The 15,398-nt window shown below is 38.2% G+C and carries 12 protein-coding genes; 3 read left to right on the top strand and 9 right to left on the bottom strand.

Annotated features, from left to right (window positions below; genetic code table 11):
- Positions 1-200 precede the first annotated feature (200 nt).
- The 6 genes from ACOVQ4_RS07325 to ACOVQ4_RS07300 all read right to left on the bottom strand — a co-directional run bounded on the left by ACOVQ4_RS07325 (position 201) and on the right by ACOVQ4_RS07300 (position 7,259).
- Positions 201-3,908, bottom strand: a complete 3,708-nt coding sequence (locus ACOVQ4_RS07325) for a DUF4450 domain-containing protein (protein ID WP_421819999.1) — start codon at positions 3,906-3,908, stop codon at positions 201-203.
- Between the two features lie 81 nt (positions 3,909-3,989).
- Complete coding sequence (locus tag ACOVQ4_RS07320; protein ID WP_421819998.1) at positions 3,990-4,673, bottom strand: DUF2490 domain-containing protein; 684 nt, start codon at positions 4,671-4,673, stop codon at positions 3,990-3,992.
- A gap of 127 nt (positions 4,674-4,800) precedes the next feature.
- On the bottom strand, positions 4,801-5,187 hold the full coding sequence (locus ACOVQ4_RS07315; RefSeq protein ID WP_421819997.1) for a DUF983 domain-containing protein: 387 nt from the start codon (positions 5,185-5,187) through the stop codon (positions 4,801-4,803).
- A 153-nt stretch (positions 5,188-5,340) separates the two neighbouring features.
- A complete protein-coding gene (gene trxA / locus ACOVQ4_RS07310) occupies positions 5,341-5,640 on the bottom strand; it encodes a thioredoxin (RefSeq protein ID WP_421819996.1) in 300 nt (99 codons plus the stop codon).
- A 342-nt stretch (positions 5,641-5,982) separates the two neighbouring features.
- Positions 5,983-6,564, bottom strand: a complete 582-nt coding sequence (locus ACOVQ4_RS07305; protein ID WP_421819995.1) for a methyltransferase domain-containing protein — start codon at positions 6,562-6,564, stop codon at positions 5,983-5,985.
- Positions 6,565-6,950: 386 nt separating this feature from the next.
- Entirely contained in the window at positions 6,951-7,259 is a 309-nt protein-coding gene (locus ACOVQ4_RS07300) for an ArsR/SmtB family transcription factor (protein WP_421819994.1), read from the bottom strand.
- Positions 7,260-7,719: 460 nt separating this feature from the next.
- On the opposite strand from ACOVQ4_RS07300, the gene ACOVQ4_RS07295 reads away from it, so the two are divergent.
- A complete protein-coding gene (locus ACOVQ4_RS07295; protein WP_421819993.1) occupies positions 7,720-9,093 on the top strand; it encodes an L-serine ammonia-lyase in 1,374 nt (457 codons plus the stop codon).
- Positions 9,094-9,456: 363 nt separating this feature from the next.
- On the opposite strand, the gene ACOVQ4_RS07290 is transcribed toward ACOVQ4_RS07295, so the two are convergent.
- The gene (locus ACOVQ4_RS07290) at positions 9,457-10,620 is read right to left on the bottom strand and encodes a PAS domain-containing sensor histidine kinase (protein ID WP_421819992.1); all 1,164 of its coding nucleotides are present in this window, start codon (positions 10,618-10,620) and stop codon (positions 9,457-9,459) included.
- Positions 10,621-11,001: 381 nt separating this feature from the next.
- Here ACOVQ4_RS07290 and ACOVQ4_RS07285 point away from each other — a divergent pair, with 381 nt between their 5' ends.
- The gene (locus ACOVQ4_RS07285) at positions 11,002-11,811 is read left to right on the top strand and encodes a PAS domain-containing sensor histidine kinase (protein ID WP_421819991.1); all 810 of its coding nucleotides are present in this window, start codon (positions 11,002-11,004) and stop codon (positions 11,809-11,811) included.
- A 30-nt stretch (positions 11,812-11,841) separates the two neighbouring features.
- Entirely contained in the window at positions 11,842-12,912 is a 1,071-nt protein-coding gene (locus ACOVQ4_RS07280; RefSeq protein WP_421819990.1) for a response regulator, read from the top strand.
- A 205-nt stretch (positions 12,913-13,117) separates the two neighbouring features.
- On the opposite strand, the gene ACOVQ4_RS07275 is transcribed toward ACOVQ4_RS07280, so the two are convergent.
- A complete protein-coding gene (locus ACOVQ4_RS07275) occupies positions 13,118-13,813 on the bottom strand; it encodes a head GIN domain-containing protein (RefSeq protein ID WP_421819989.1) in 696 nt (231 codons plus the stop codon).
- 95 nt (positions 13,814-13,908) lie between these two features.
- On the bottom strand, positions 13,909-15,108 hold the full coding sequence (locus ACOVQ4_RS07270) for an anhydro-N-acetylmuramic acid kinase (protein ID WP_421819988.1): 1,200 nt from the start codon (positions 15,106-15,108) through the stop codon (positions 13,909-13,911).
- Positions 15,109-15,398 lie beyond the last annotated feature (290 nt).

The following is a 15,398-nucleotide window of genomic DNA, read 5'->3' as shown; positions in this document are numbered from 1 at the left end:
AAGGCAAAGAGTGTTAAAATGTTTTTAACGACCACGGACATGCATTTTCCCATAGCCCACCGCCGAAAACCGATACCTGAAAGCTTAAAGCACAATCTTAAACTTTATTTTGCGTACTAACTTAAGTATAACTATGCACTCCAAACTCTGCATTCTTCATTTTCTCAATTCCTCACTCCGCACTCCAAATTCAACACTCACTAATGTCCCAGTGTAATACTCATCAAGCCAGTCACAACATCATTGGCAAGCGTTTTGAGCGTAAGACTTTGAAGTGTTTTTTTCGGATTGAGAGGCATATCTATTATTGTTGCTGCGCCACCTGCTATCTTTTTTCCATTCCAAAATGCCTTAGATTCTTGTCCGTCTACTATTTTTCCTGTTGCAAGGTGTATTCTAATTGGACGTGCTTGCTTGAGTTTAAAGGCAAAATCATCTGTGAAATAATCTTGGTCGATTGGCCACCATGTTTCTGGGTTACGTAATGCTAATTGCTCCTCGGTGTTATCTGTATATTGAACTGTGATAACACCATTGTCTAGCTGACTTTGCATGGGATTAGTCGAGCCAGACATCAAAAACCACGCATGCGAGGCATTTCCAGATAATGGAATCACTTTTTCGTTGGGATAATTATCCCATTGTGAGGTAAAAACAATATTGTTGGCCTTTGGGTCAGAAGGTGTTTTAAAACGAATCCCCTGAGACACTTCGAATTGGTCATTAGTTTGTGCTAATTTTCTCAAACCTTCATCTTTTACCTCAAAGCTTTCGTGTGGATGTGGCCAGTCACCAATACCTTGCCAAGGTAATTGCAAAGTCGTGGCTTGTGGGCGTGGTGAAAGGTATTTGTTTTGAAAAATTTGAGTGACTTTATCATTAAAAAAGGGAGAAATATCTACTGTTTCCTGACGAAGCTGTAGTTTGCCTTTCCAATTGACTAAAGTAGTTTCAAGTGTTTGATTTTTTCCAAAAACAATACGCACTTGGTTGGTTCCACATAGTAAATCGTTTTCAGAAATAAGAATGCTATCTGATAACTTACCTGCTTCTATTTTCAAATGAGCTTTAAAATGATTGATAAACACTTGTGCCAATAGAGGATTTGAGGTGTTATTTTGAAGACAAAACTTGGTGATATTTTCTTCTTTTTCATGCGTACTTACTAACTCAATGGCTGGTTTTACCTTAAAACATATAGGCATCCACCATGATAAACTGCCTTGCTGGAGTTGAGCAAAAACCGTATAATTCCCATCAGGAGCCTGTATTTGGGCTGAAAACTGATTTTTAGCTATTTGGATATTTCGTAATATCTTTTGAGCATCAAAAATCTTTACAACTCTAGCTTTCGCAAATGTTTTAATTATTTCAGAATGATTAACATATACTTTTTCTTGTGTTGGTAAAATAGGTTTTTCTCCCTTCCATACGATGACGATATCATACCTTGGCAAATTAGGAAGCGATATTTCGATAATAGGTTTACCCACAGCCTCAATGACGTTTGTCCAAGAAACATTTTTACCATTTGCCAATACTTGCTCTACTTGTCCTTGCGCCAATACCTGAAATTTGAGACCTACTTTTGTAGGAAGAGTAGGAGCAATAATATAAGTATCCGTTTGTTGTTTTCTTTTAAAATCAAAACTAATATCAGGTGTTTTGAAAGAAGCAAAATCCCAAGTGGCAGGCAAACCAGGGCGAATCAATAAGATGTTGTTGAGTGCATCTGGTACGATACCAAAAAGTCCTTCTACCAAGGCTCGAGAGAACATACCAACAGGATCAGCAAAGTCTCGATAGGCCTCGCCTCGTGCAGCATCAAAGTACGAAATCTGCACAATATTGCCAGGACTTCCTCCCAAGTACATGGATTGTAATACCTCACTTTTGAAGAGCTTAAAAGCTTCGTCTGTGCGACCAGCTTGCCAATTTGCCAAAATTAGGTGCATTGATTCTGCCAAAGCCACATTGTTCAATGACCACATATAGGGCATCCAACTGGTGGTAGAGAGTGTATAGTAACCTTTGTCTTCTAACCCTTTTGCTCTAATTGGAATATGTGGAATTTCATTGTCTACATACCTGAGCATTTGATAAGCTTGAAACTTGTCAGGTACTTCTGAGTCGATACTATGATAAATCGTCCAAATACCTGCTGAAGGATGAAGTAGCTTATTCCCTAGGGCATCTTTAAACTCGGCAAAAGTTCCTTTTTGTGGCATCCATAAAATTTGATTCATGGCCTTCAAAATCTTTTCAGCTTTTTCCAGATAAGGACTCGGATTGTCGCCCATCAATTTGGCTATTTGTGCGGCTTTTTTAAAACCCAAATAATTATAAGCCGAAGTATGCGTTACATCACCACCGCTATACTGAAGGGCGTCACTTGCCCAAATGGCAGCGTATGCATCAAATAGATGGTTTTTGTCGATGTCAAAATTTCTTACTTCCCAGTCCAAATGCCTTTTGATAACCGACCATGTTTGGCGCATAAAAGTCGTATCTTTTGTCCAAGCAAAATGGCGTAGTAACTGGTCGATATATACCAAGTTCATGTCATAATGGTGTGGTCGTAGATTAGCGCCATTCGGGTCACGATTGATATAGCCACTGCTAAACATGCCTACGCCTGATTTTTCGGTACTTCGGGCAAAATGCATGGTGCTATCTGGTTTGATAGGACCATAAAGTGGGGTAGTAAATTGTGATAAAGCATAGGCTTCAAGATGCGTTTTGGCTCTATTGTGCCAACCCAGCACATCTGCTGTATACGGACCACGCCAACCTGGCAGACGCATCCGCCAACCAATTGAACCGTGCATATAGGTGGGCGAATCCCAAATGGCATCGGAGGCAATGGCTAAAGTACCTCCAATCGTATTGATAAACGGGTCAGGAGTATTGATTTGGATACGATTGGCTAAGGTTTCACGAGTATTTTCGGCTTCTTGAAAAATACGAGGTAGCTTTTCGTACTGAATGTCGGCTTTGGTAGCGGGATTATAAATTGTAAAGAAATAGTCGAATTGGTCTTCTACAGCCAGTTTTCCACAAATGACAGGAGCTTTTTCTGCTTGTGATTGATATAAAGATAGGGGAGAAGCCAAGGCTTGTGCATCTGCAATTTTGAGTGCTGATTCGCTAGGGAAAGTGCCTTGGAGCGTTTGCTCTTTGCTTGGTTTGACAGGTTGTTTGGCATCTTCTGCAAAATATCGTCCATCGCCTGTAGCTGGCAAGCCAGTACCATATTTGAGGATGAATTTCCCTTTTTCAGGAATTACATATTGGTTGTCTTTACAATTATTAGCCTGTAGATAAAAGTTTGATTCTGGGTCGGGACCCATATCTCCATCTCTGGAAAACTTTTTGCCTGTTGCTCCTCCAAATGCCCAATATAATTCTGTTGATTTCGGGAGATTTTTACCATGAATTTTTAAAATAAAACCTTCTGCATCGACTAAAGCTAATATCGCAATTTCGAGAGTGCCATTTCCTAACAATGCATCTTTGATAGTATAGAACCTTGCGCCAGCTCGATAGCGTGCAATGATACTGTCGGCTTGCGTTAGCCATTTGCTTTGTTGGTTGACCGAAATACCTAGCTTGAAGTTGCCACCCATACCGGGCATATACAAGGCAAATTCAGGACGATCACCTGTTTCGACACGAAATGCTGTATTGGTACCATAGAGCGCACGAGTAAACAGGCGCTTTCCGTTGGTAATCACAAAGTCTTTACCCTCTGGGCGATAACGTAATTCTAATTCTTGGTTATGCCATGTTTTTGGAGAAAGTTTTACAGGATATAGTTCTTGAGAAAAGGTATTTTGTGTAAAAGAAAACAGATATACATATCCCACACAAAAAAGTTTTAAGAATAGATTTAGTTTTTTCGATTTCATGAAAATAGCATTTTATTGAAAAACACAAATAAAATAAGCTATCATCATAAAATCGTCATGCTCGCTCAAAGACAGAACACTTTACAACCTCACAATAAAATGTGTTTGAATACTGTGTTCTTCATCAAACTCAATCAGCGAACTGCGTTGTCGATGATTCCACATATAGCCTGTTTCGAGGGTAAAATGAGGGGAAAAATTATGCGAATATCCCAAGTATAGCTGATTTTGGCTAAAAGAATTGGCAGGGACATTGGGTGGAACATTTTGTAGAAGTTCCTCGCTTAGGAATAGGTTATTTTTGGGACTAAAAATATAACGTATTTGACCTCGCAGGCGAGCACGTCCCTGAGACTCATTCCAAGCATTGTCATCGCTTTTGAAAAGACGATATTCATAACCACCACGAAGTCGTACAGTCCACTTAGGACTAAGCGAGTGAATCCATTCTGCCATCAAAAAAGGGCGAAACTCCCACCGATCTTTTCTGTTAAAATCCGAGGATTTGGCATATAATTGATAAGAATGAAAGAAGGAGGGAAAAAGTGAGACAACCACGTTTTGGCCTCGGTGTACAAGTCCTAGTCGATATGCCTCTAATAAGGGCAATGCAAAAGGATTGGCAGGAGTGTCTCGATAATCGTTTTGTCTTCTGAAATGATATTCGAGGTTTACCTCAAATTTTTTGTAAATAGACTTCTGAATCGCCAAACGTGTCCAAACGGTAAAGTGGTTATAGTTCTGAGCTTGGGTATAACAAGACATACATACCCAAAAGGTACAAAGGATAAATAAAAATCTCATTTAATCAATCTTGGAAAGAAATACTGTTTGCACTAGGAGTCTACCAATTTAGTAGACTCCTGGTGCAAAAGTAATTGATTATGAGTGTTTACTCATCTTTTTTTTGACTTTTATAGCTGACACCAGAGAAAAGATATAGAAATAATACTCTGGAAATTCGGAAATTGAAAGGAACAAATAGCAAAGAAATAAGCACGATAGGGATGATATATCCAAGTGGCTCGGGGTCTCCAAAGAAGTTATAAATCACGAAACCACCTACAAGCATAATCCCAACTGTAAATGCATAACTTACATACATGGCACCATAGAAGAACCCCGGTTCTCGCTCATAACGCAGTCCGCACTCTGAGCAATGTTCGTGCATTTTATCAAATTTGAATAGATTCCACCATGGGTGTGTAAATAATTTACCTTTGTGGCATTGTGGACATTTGGCTTTCACCATTGCCCCCACTTTGCTATCGTTGTTCATAGAGTTATTCAGATAATTCGTTAATATGAAAGATAAGTTAATTTTGTCCGCGATAGGCATTAGGCTTTACGCCATAAGCTAAAGGTACTACTTAGAATATATTTTGCCTAATGCTTACGGCCTATAGCCCTAAGCACATACTTGTCAACAAAATTAAGCAAATTGCTTAACCGTATATTCCAGTTGATGTACAGGAACTACCCCCGATTGACGCCAAACCTGTTTCCCATTTTTATAGAGAATTAAAGTTGGCACACCACTAATACGAAGTTCTTGTGCTAGCGCTTGAGCTTTATCCACATCAATTTTGATGATTTTGATATCCTCGCCTAATCGCTTTTTGAGGTCTTCCAAAATAGGTGCCATTGTTTTACATGGTCCGCACCAAGTGGCAAAAAAATCAACCAAAACTGGCTTGTCTGAGTTGATAATATTTTCAAATGAACTGTTCATGGTATGAATTAGCTGTAGGCTTTAGGCTGTATGCTTTAAGCATGGCAGTTTTAGCCGTTATGATAATATAAATGTTATGCTGTATGCCGTATGCAGTAGACAAAAAGTATATTGATAACTTTGTTAGAAACACTTTTATATTTTTAGCTTACGGCATATAGTTTTATGTCTACTCACTAGTTCGAGCCTAAGTCTCAAACTAGATAATAAAACAATCTTATTTTACCCGCATTAAACTCTAGGCTTTATGCTGTAGGCTAAAAGTTGAAAAGAATTTTTCATGAAATAATTTATGCTTTTTTGCCTAATGCCTATAGCTTACAGCCTAATGCAAATTAATACTTACAAAACCTTTTTTACCCATTTGACAAATAATTCATTGCCTTGTCGTGGGCGAATTGAATTATGACATAGTTCTAAAATGTCACTTTCAAAATAAGGAGTAAATAGCTGTAAATACTCCTCGATTGTTCCACCAAATGGTGGCCCGGCTTTATCAAATTCTGAGGCAAATAATAACCCTACCAATTTGCCTTGTGGAGCTAAAAGTTCAGCCATTTTTTGTACATATTGTTTTCGCATCGATGGAGGCAAAGCACAAAAAAAGGTCTGTTCCAAAATTAAGTCATATTGGTCTTGGTGTGCAAAGAAGTCCTCGCAAAGAATTCTCACAGTCGGATAATTTTTCAAGCGGTTTTGTAATTGTTCAACTGCCAAAGGAGCTATATCCAAAACCGTCAGATTAGTAAAGCCCAATTCTGCCATGAGCAATGCTTCGTATCCACTTCCACAGCCAGGTAAAAGAATTTTTTGGTCTTTGTTGCCTAATTGTCTAATATAACTTTCAAGAGGAGGGGATGCTATTCCCAAATCCCAGCCTGTTTGTCCTTGGGCATAACGCTCGTTCCAATAGTCTTTATTCATATTTTTGGTAAGTTAAAACTAAATGACTATATGAATATTTTTTCATGTAAATTTCTATAAAAAAAGCCAGAAAAGAAATAAGAGATATCTTAAGCTTACTGGCTAAAATAACGAATGGATACTTTTAAGTAAGTGTGCAAAATAAGATTTAAGTTATGTGTTTTAGGCATAAGGCAACAGGCGCAAGGCAAAGAGTGTTAAAATGCATTTTTCCCAAAGCCCACCGCCGAAAGCCGTTACCTGAAAGCCCAAGGTGCAATCTTAATTATTATTTTGCCCAATAACTTAATAATATATCTGAAGCACACTTTGAAAGTATCCTTCTAATTATGAATTCATTCTAGTAACTGATATACTATCAACCAATGACTTCTTTTTACTTAGACCTAAAAATTACAGTTACAGTTTTCGATACATTCAATCAGTTTGGTGACATCACGCTCTTTTAAAGAGTAAAATACATTAAGCCCATCTTTTTCAGAGCGTAAGATTCCTTTTAATTTCATATTGATAAGGTGATGCGAAAGCAAAGACTGCTCACATCCTAATATCTCACAGATTTCATTTACAGAAAGTCGCTCTTGCATGGATAGCAAATCTATAATGGCTAATCTTGTAGGATGTGCCACCGTTTTAAGTATAAAAGCGGCTTTTTCTAGTTTTTCTTTGTTGATTTTGTAGGCTACAGCTGCCATAGCAAAAAGTATTTTTATATTTGAAAGGGATGATTCTAAGTTGGTGGGAAAAATAAGATTTAATTTTTGAGCTTTCGGCTTTCGGCAAAATATTTCTATCGTTACTAAAAAACATTTCAGCACTCTTTGCCTTGTGCCTATTGCCTAAACACTTAACTTAAATCTTATTCTGCACGATTACTTAATAGTTTCGAATACCAAGAAATTCTAGTAATCAGAACTTTACTATACAAATATATGATAGTTTATTCATATTTTGAAATAAAAAAATAGTTTATCTAGTGTTTTGGTAGACCATTGAATGTTTTAAGTAAGACAGCTTACTTATTACCAACAAACTACCTAAAATATAAGCGAATATCTTTGCTAGGATTTTATAAAAAATCTCTAATTTCGTCATCCTTTTTTATCTCTGGTAATGCCAAAGGATTTTAAGGAGTCAACTTCTTCAACAACAACTATGATAAAAAATCCGATAACCACTTCCATTTTTGATTTATTCAAAATTGGGCCTGGTCCTTCAAGCTCACATACTATCGGGCCAATGAAGGCTTCCTATGATTTTTTAAAGGAGCTAAATGCTCTTTCGGCTTCGCAAGTAAACGCTTCAATGCAAATACGAATACATTTGTATGGTTCGCTAAGTGCTACAGGTAAGGGACATGGCACCGACCGTGCTGTTATTGCGGGTCTTTTGGGCTGGACTCCCGAAGCTTGTGATCCTGTTTTATTTTCCAATCTTCTTAAAGACATAACAGAGCAATATCCTGTAAAAGTTCATGAAATAGAGATTCCTATTTCGGCTGAAAGTATTGTATTTGAAAAAGGAAAGTATGATTCGCCTTATGCCAATACCATGGTGCTAAAGCTCACGCAAGGCGATACCGTTGTGCTACAGCATGAATATTACTCTGTAGGAGGAGGCTTTATTTATCGCAAGGGGCAAAAAGTTGCGGCAAGCACCGCCACGCCTCAATATCCTTATGCGAATATGAAGGAATTGAAATCCCTCTTGCAAAGTCATAATTTGACACTCTCAGAACTGATGTACGCCAACGAAATGGCACTGACAGGGGCGACGCGTAAAGAGATAGATAAAAAGCTAGATGCGATTTTGGATTTTATGCACAAGGCCGTAAAGCGTGGTTTAAAAGATAAACGCATGTTGCCTGGGACAATCAAACTACGTAGAAAAGCGCCCTTACTTTATGAAAAGGCCAAAAAATTGGCACTTACAAGTGATAGTTTTTTGATATTTTTAAATGCTTACTGCTTGGCAGCTTCCGAAGAAAATGCAGCAGGAAATATTGTTGTGACCGCGCCAACTTCAGGGGCATCGGGAGTAATCCCTGGAATAACCTATTTACTAAAAAATCATTTTCATTATTCGCCGAATGAGATGCGTGAGGGAATGTTGGCGGCTGCGGCTGTTGGTTTTTTGGTAAAACATAATGCAAGTATTTCGGGTGCTGAAATGGGCTGTATGGGCGAAATTGGCTCGGCTTCGGCTATGGCAGCGGCTATGCTGACGTATTGTGCTACCAAAAGTATTCATGCGATGGAGTCGGCTGCCGAAATTGCGATTGAGCATCATTTAGGGATGACTTGCGACCCAATTGGAGGCTATGTCCAAATTCCATGTATCGAGCGCAATGCTATGGGGGCAGTAAAAGCCTATAATGCCTTTTTACTGGCAACGGCTGGGGATAGTTCTTTACAAAAAATCTCACTCGATAGTGTGATTAAAGTAATGAAGGCAACAGGAAAAGATATGTCCAAAAAATATAAAGAAACTTCCGAAGCAGGCTTGGCCTTGAGTGCCACAGAATGCTAATGGGCTTGCAGCTTTGAGCTTTCGGCTATCAGCAAACTAAATTGAGTGATTTGTGATTGAGCGAATGAGTGATTATTTTTAGTTGAATTTTATTTGGAGAGATGCAATGTTTTGTGTCTTTTCAGTTGACATACAAATTTTTCAAATAATCACTCATACACTCAATTGCCATTTGGCTTTCAGCTATGAACTCTCGGCAAAAAGCCGTAGGCATTAGACAAAATGTATTTATGATTTTTTAACACTTTATGCTGTAGGCTAAAAGTTGAAAAAAAATTCTCATGAAATAATTTAAGCTTTTTTGCCTAATGCCTACGGCTTACAGCCTAAAGTGCATTAATGCATTTTATTTTGCATTAATACTTAACTCTTAAACCTTACGGTAAAACAAGTCCCTTTCCCTACCTGACTTTGGCAGGATACCGTTCCTCCTAATTGTTCTGCTAATTCTTTTACGATAGAAAGTCCCAAGCCTGTAGATGATTCGTTGGAGGTAGGCTTAGCACTTAGTTTTTGAAAACGGCCAAACAATAAATTCATTTCTTCAGGCAATATTCCTTGCCCTTGGTCTTGTACTGAGATTTCGAAATAGCTACTTGTACACTCCAGCTTTACAGAAACCGACGAGTCTGCATACGAAAACTTGATGGCATTTGAGACCAAATTATCAATGATTTCTGAAAGATATTCTTGGTCTGTCTGAGCCATGAAAATGGGTACTTGGCTTTCAAAATGTAGACTTATTCCTTTTCTACTGGCAATTTCTTCAAATCTGTTTAAAGAAGTAGTTAGTATTTGAACAATGTTATGGAAATCTATTTCGGCTGTGATAGACTCACGTTCGAGGCGATTGACGCTTAACATATTTTTGATAAGCGAAGACATTCTCTCCGAAGTACTCACCAACTCATCAATCCATCGTTTTTGGCTATCAGTCAGATTTTGAGCCGTTTTTCTGAATTTTCCAGCAATAAGTTTGATGTTGGTAATGGGATTTTGTAAGTCGTGTGAAGCAATGCCTATAAAGCGATTTTTTTCTTGATTCGTATGAAAAAGCTGTTCGTTGAGATGATTAAGTTCTTGATTTTTTTCCATCAACTCTTTTTCCAAGGCTTTTTTATGAGTAATATCAACAATCACCGAATTACTGGCGATAAAGTTGCCTTCTTTGTCATAAATCGCATTGGCGTTGAGTAATACTTGAATATGTTTTCCAGTTTTGGAAACTACCTCTAATTCCAGATTACGAGTAGAGCCTGTTTGTTTGAATTGGCGATAATACTCCTCAGCGTTTTCGGTAAGAAGAGTAATTTGAAGATCGAAGAAACGCTTTTTCCCAATGAGCTCTTCGCGGGTATATCCCAGCATTTTAAGCTCGGTATCATTAACTTTCAAGAAGTAGCCATTGGCGTCCAACGAATGATAGGCATTGGGCGCGTTGTTATAGAATTCTTCAATAAAAGAAATATAGTCAGAGGAATGTTCAGCGGAGATATTTTCTCCGAAAAACCCAATTAACTCTTTCAAATTACAAGCGGGTTTAAATTGGATTATTTTTGACCAAATTTAACACAAAAAAGCAGTCCTGAACATCAAGACTGCTTTCTTTTTTAACCTCTAAACCTACAAGTATGAAGTAAATCTACCACTTGATGTCACAAATTTCGTATTTGAACACTTACTAAACCTTGACCAGATTCAAGGTTTGATTATGATAGTGGTCAGTATTTATCATTGCCGAGAATCTCAATTTTGTAGTAATCTGTTTGTATATTAGTCAAATTGTGTTGTGTTATCAGGTAGAATTTTAGTGGAAAGACGCCCTAAAATATCCTGAGTATAAATAGTACCAATCATAGAAGAATACCAAAACGATTCACATATAAATTAATATCCAGCCCTAAATTCATGCTTAACCCAACACTCAAAGATGCAATACTCGAAGCTTTGCTTACTCACTTAAATGTTTTTGTGAGTATCTATAACTATGAAACTCACGAAATTGTGCTTGTCAACAGATCTGGTTTAGCGTTATTTAAAGTACGAGATGAGAAAGAGTTTGCAGAAAAATACGGTATAGAAGTCAGAGAAATACCGATTACGGCCGAGCAGGAAGCCAGACTAAGGAAAAGTCTGGAAGAAAATGGCAAATGGTCGGAAGAAGTACAATGTAGAGTACATGATGGTACCAAATTTTGGGCTATTATCAACATTGATACTTTTCAATATAATTCTCAAACTTATCTTATCACCCGTATTATTAATTTGGAGAAACTTTTACAATTTGAAAAAGAGAACGGAATAAAGGGCCGTGAGTATTTTAAAAATCAGATTGACCAAGTGATTTCGTACCGTACTGCTGCTTTGCTCGAAACTCTTTCCAAGCTGGAGCATTCACAATATGAGTTGTCTGAAGCCTTGCATCGCGAGCATCGACTCAATGAGCTGAAGTCTCAATTTATTACTTTTGCTTCTCATGAATTTAGAACTCCGCTCGGCATTATATCGTCTTCGGCAAATCTTTTGAGTAAATACAATAAAATCGGAAATGTGCAAAAACAAGAGGAACACATCCAAACGATTTTAGAAAATGTAAAAACGCTCACCGCACTTTTGGAAGAATCCTTGAGTATGAGCAAATTGGACGAAAATGCTATAGACAGACCTCTGAATTTTTATCTTTCAAAGGTTATGCAAGAAATAAAAGAAAGTCTGTAAGTTGATAATGCGTAAAAAATCCCCAAAAACATGCAAAAAATATTGCTCATAGAAGACGATGACCAGTTGCGGAGAAATACCGCCGAAATACTCGAATTGTCTAATTATGAGGTTTACACCGCCGAAAATGGAAAAATTGGAGTTGAAAAAGCCTTGCAATGCCAACCCGATTTGGTAATTTGTGATTTGATGATGCCAGTATTGGACGGCTATGGTGTGCTGAAGGTTCTACATAAAAATCCTACGTTAAATAGTATACCCGTGATTTTGTTGACGGCAAAGTCAGAAAGAGGAGACTTTAGGAAGGGCATGGAATTAGGCGCTGATGATTATTTGACTAAGCCCTTCGATGAGGTAGAATTGATTTCAGCCATAGAGACTCGTTTAAGCAAAGTAGAACATCAGCAGCAAGGTGTAGCGCAGCTTGTTCCAGTTGAGGAGGTACAGATGAGCAGCAATTTTAACTATGCTTATCTTACCGAAGGTTTACAACAATTGCTCGAAGATAAACGCCCACATCATTACAAAAAGAAATCGGTGATATATGCCGAAGGCGATGATGCTACACGTTTGTATTATGTTCAGTCAGGTAAAATTAAGGTGATTTTGCAAAATAATGAAGGTAAAGAACTCGTAACTGGCCTTTATAAAATAGGCGATTTTGTAGGAATTCAGGCTTTGTTGAGTGGTAGTACGTATGCCGAAACAGCAGTAGCTTTGGAGGAAACAGAATTGCTATATGTGCCTAAAGACTTGTTTTTACAAGCTATCCATCAAAACCGCGCCATGGCCAATGGGCTGATTCAATGGATGGCGCAAGAAATTATTCAACAAGAAAAGTATCTGTTGGGATTGGCCTATAATTCTTTGAGAAAAAGGGTAGCAGAATCGCTGGTGTTTTATGCCAAACATATTCACCCTGATCAAACAAGCGATATTGTGGTACAGTTATCAAGAGAGGATTTGGCTTCAATTGCAGGTACAGCTACCGAGTCGCTGATAAGAACACTTTCAGATTTTAAACAGGAAGGGTTAATTGAAATAACATCAGGAAAAGTAATAATCCTAGATTTATTGAAAATACAGCATTTGAAGTACTAAAGGAGCTTTAGGCTTTTAGCGGAAGGCATTAGGTAAAGTGATTCTGTTGTTGGCAAAAAACAAAAATGCGGTCCAAATTGTTTTTCGACCGCATTTTTGATTTTATATTTCAAAATGACACCATTTTAGCCGCAAGCATTGCGTCTTTACGACAGAGACATTTAATAAAATCACTCATTCAAACAATCACCATTCACTCAATATCCTAGTGTACATCCGAGCCGCCTGTTACGCTCTTTTTCACAACTCTGGCGTTGCCTGAAATATATACATCTGAGCCACCTGTAGCAGAGATACTAATTTCTTTTTCGGCCCAAACATAAGCGTCAGACCCTCCTGTTGCCGACACGCTACAAAAACTAGAACGTAGTTTGTTGGCTTTCAAATCACTTCCTCCTGTTGAGCTTGCTTTCAAAACAGTGGTATTGCCAATTAGCGTGACATCCGAGCCTCCTGTTGTGCTACAGTCAATTTCGTCGGCGTCTATTTCTAATTTAACATCTGAGCCACCCGTTGCACGAATGGTAAGTTTAATCAATTCGAGTTTCTTTTCTGAATAAACATCCGAGCCTCCCGTTGCTGATAGTGAGTTTAAGTCTTTTACGGTCACGTAGGCTTTTACGGGTTTATTGTTCCACTTGAACCAACCCCATTTTGAGTTTTCGATATAGATGCGGATGATGCCGCCATTGTTATCTACTCTAATATCATCTTGACGATCTTCGGCTGCATTAATACTAACCGACTCGCTAGAGCCTTGTGAGAGGTATAAATCAATTCCGCCCGAAATTTGAATACCTTTAAATGAGCCTACATTACGTTTTTGGGTTACTACTTGTGCCTGAGCAACAGTAATGCACGCAATTAATACAATAGAGACGAGGGAAAGAATCTTTTTCATAGTAAAACCTTTGTTTAATGACAGTATATTTGATAACTATTAGATGCAGGGCATATCCTAAAGGTTGCATCTACAAAAGATTATTCTCCAAGGATTTAAGAAGGAAAAGAAATTTTCCCCATTGTCACCGAAGGAATTCCTCTGCGAGTCCCAAAGTCTGACTCGCCTCCAGCTACGGTTTCGTTGGCCAGAATGGCAAATAATACAGCTTCTTTGGCATCACCATTGATACCCAGTTCATTGGTTTTGGCAAATTTGGCAGGAATAAGTTCTTGAAGCCATTCCATTAGCAAAGGGTTGTGCATTCCTCCACCCGAAGTATAAACTGTGAAGTCGGAAAGATTAAATAAATTAAGCGAATGCACTGCTTCGGCAATCGTCTCTGCACTAAATCGTGTGAGGGTAGCCAATAAATCATGACTCGGAATATGTAGCGTGTCACTTATTTCTTGCGCACGATATACATAAGCTTTGCTAAATAATTCGGGTCCTGTAGTTTTTGGAAAAGGTTTTTTGAAAAAATCATCTTCCTTCAAAGCATCTAATAAAGCTTGATTGACCACCCCTTGTTTTGCCAAAAGAGCATCTTTGTCATAAGCCATATCAGGATAGAAGGTTCTGGTAAAAGCATCGAGCAAGGTATTGCCTGTACCAGTATCGGTTACAAAAACCTCTTCAGGATTCATATTGGCAGGCAAATAGGTAAAGTTGGCAATGCCACCCATATTGAGCATAATGCGATTTTCGCCTTTTTTACCAAAAATAAAATAGTCGCCATACACAGCCAATGGCGCACCTTCGCCACCTGCGGCTACGTGCTTTTGTCTAAAATCAGCGATGGTAATAATGCCCGTGTTGACCGCTATATGGTCGCCATCTCCAATTTGAAGGGTTGCATTGGGAAATTTTTCGATACCATGCAAAATTTTTGGCGCGTGCATCACTGTTTGTCCATGCGAAGCAATCAAGTCAACGTCTTGGGCTGAAACATTCCATTTTTGGAGGCATTCCAAAATCATATTGGCATGCAATACACCAATCCATTCGTTGAGCATCGCCAGATGTGGGAAGTTGATGGTTTCTTTGGCAAAAACCTGACGAATTTCTTCTTTAATATCTTCGGTGTATGGAATGGTATCAAAATCTAATAATTTGACTTCTGTACTCTCGCCCGCACCCGAAATCTCGCAAAGAGCCACATCAAGCCCATCCATCGACGTTCCCGACATCAAACCAATAATTTTACGAGAAGGTTTTTGGGCAATTTGATAAAGAGATTGAAGGTTTTTGTTCATGAGGTCGCTTTTTGTTGATGATTTTCAAATTTACGAAGTTGGAATGTATTTAGTGTATCAACGTGAGGTTTTGTTTTTTAACTAAAAAAACGGACGGAGGTAAGTGGGCACAATTAAATTTAACCCTTTAGCTTTCGGCTTTCAGCTTTGGGTATTGAGCAAAACATATCTGTGGTTATTAAAAACTATCGCCTAATGCCTGGCAAATTAAAGCTTTAGGCTATATGCCGTAAGCATTAGGCAAAAATGTATTGATGATTTTGTGTAATTACTTTCGCTTATTAAGTAAT

Origin of the sequence: Flectobacillus sp. (assembly GCF_049240685.1) — a bacterium.
Classification (GTDB): Bacteria; Bacteroidota; Bacteroidia; order Cytophagales; family Spirosomataceae; genus Flectobacillus.
The sequence above is the reverse complement of the archived record's forward strand: the minus strand, read 5'-3'. Positions and strand labels throughout refer to the sequence as shown.

Bases quoted from the DNA above. Each gene is read 5' to 3' on its own strand.
- ACOVQ4_RS07305 (WP_421819995.1), bottom strand. From the start codon at position 6,564: ATGAATAAAGACTATTGGAACGAGCGTTATGCCCAAGGACAAACAGGC.
- trxA (WP_421819996.1), bottom strand. From the start codon at position 5,640: ATGAACAGTTCATTTGAAAATATTATCAACTCAGACAAGCCAGTTTTG.
- ACOVQ4_RS07280 (WP_421819990.1), top strand. From the start codon at position 11,842: ATGCAAAAAATATTGCTCATAGAAGACGATGACCAGTTGCGGAGAAAT.
- ACOVQ4_RS07295 (WP_421819993.1), top strand. From the start codon at position 7,720: ATGATAAAAAATCCGATAACCACTTCCATTTTTGATTTATTCAAAATT.
- ACOVQ4_RS07315 (WP_421819997.1), bottom strand. From the start codon at position 5,187: ATGAACAACGATAGCAAAGTGGGGGCAATGGTGAAAGCCAAATGTCCA.
- ACOVQ4_RS07300 (WP_421819994.1), bottom strand. From the start codon at position 7,259: ATGGCAGCTGTAGCCTACAAAATCAACAAAGAAAAACTAGAAAAAGCC.
- ACOVQ4_RS07275 (WP_421819989.1), bottom strand. From the start codon at position 13,813: ATGAAAAAGATTCTTTCCCTCGTCTCTATTGTATTAATTGCGTGCATT.
- ACOVQ4_RS07320 (WP_421819998.1), bottom strand. From the start codon at position 4,673: ATGTCTTGTTATACCCAAGCTCAGAACTATAACCACTTTACCGTTTGG.
- ACOVQ4_RS07325 (WP_421819999.1), bottom strand. From the start codon at position 3,908: ATGAAATCGAAAAAACTAAATCTATTCTTAAAACTTTTTTGTGTGGGA.
- ACOVQ4_RS07270 (WP_421819988.1), bottom strand. From the start codon at position 15,108: ATGAACAAAAACCTTCAATCTCTTTATCAAATTGCCCAAAAACCTTCT.
- ACOVQ4_RS07285 (WP_421819991.1), top strand. From the start codon at position 11,002: ATGCTTAACCCAACACTCAAAGATGCAATACTCGAAGCTTTGCTTACT.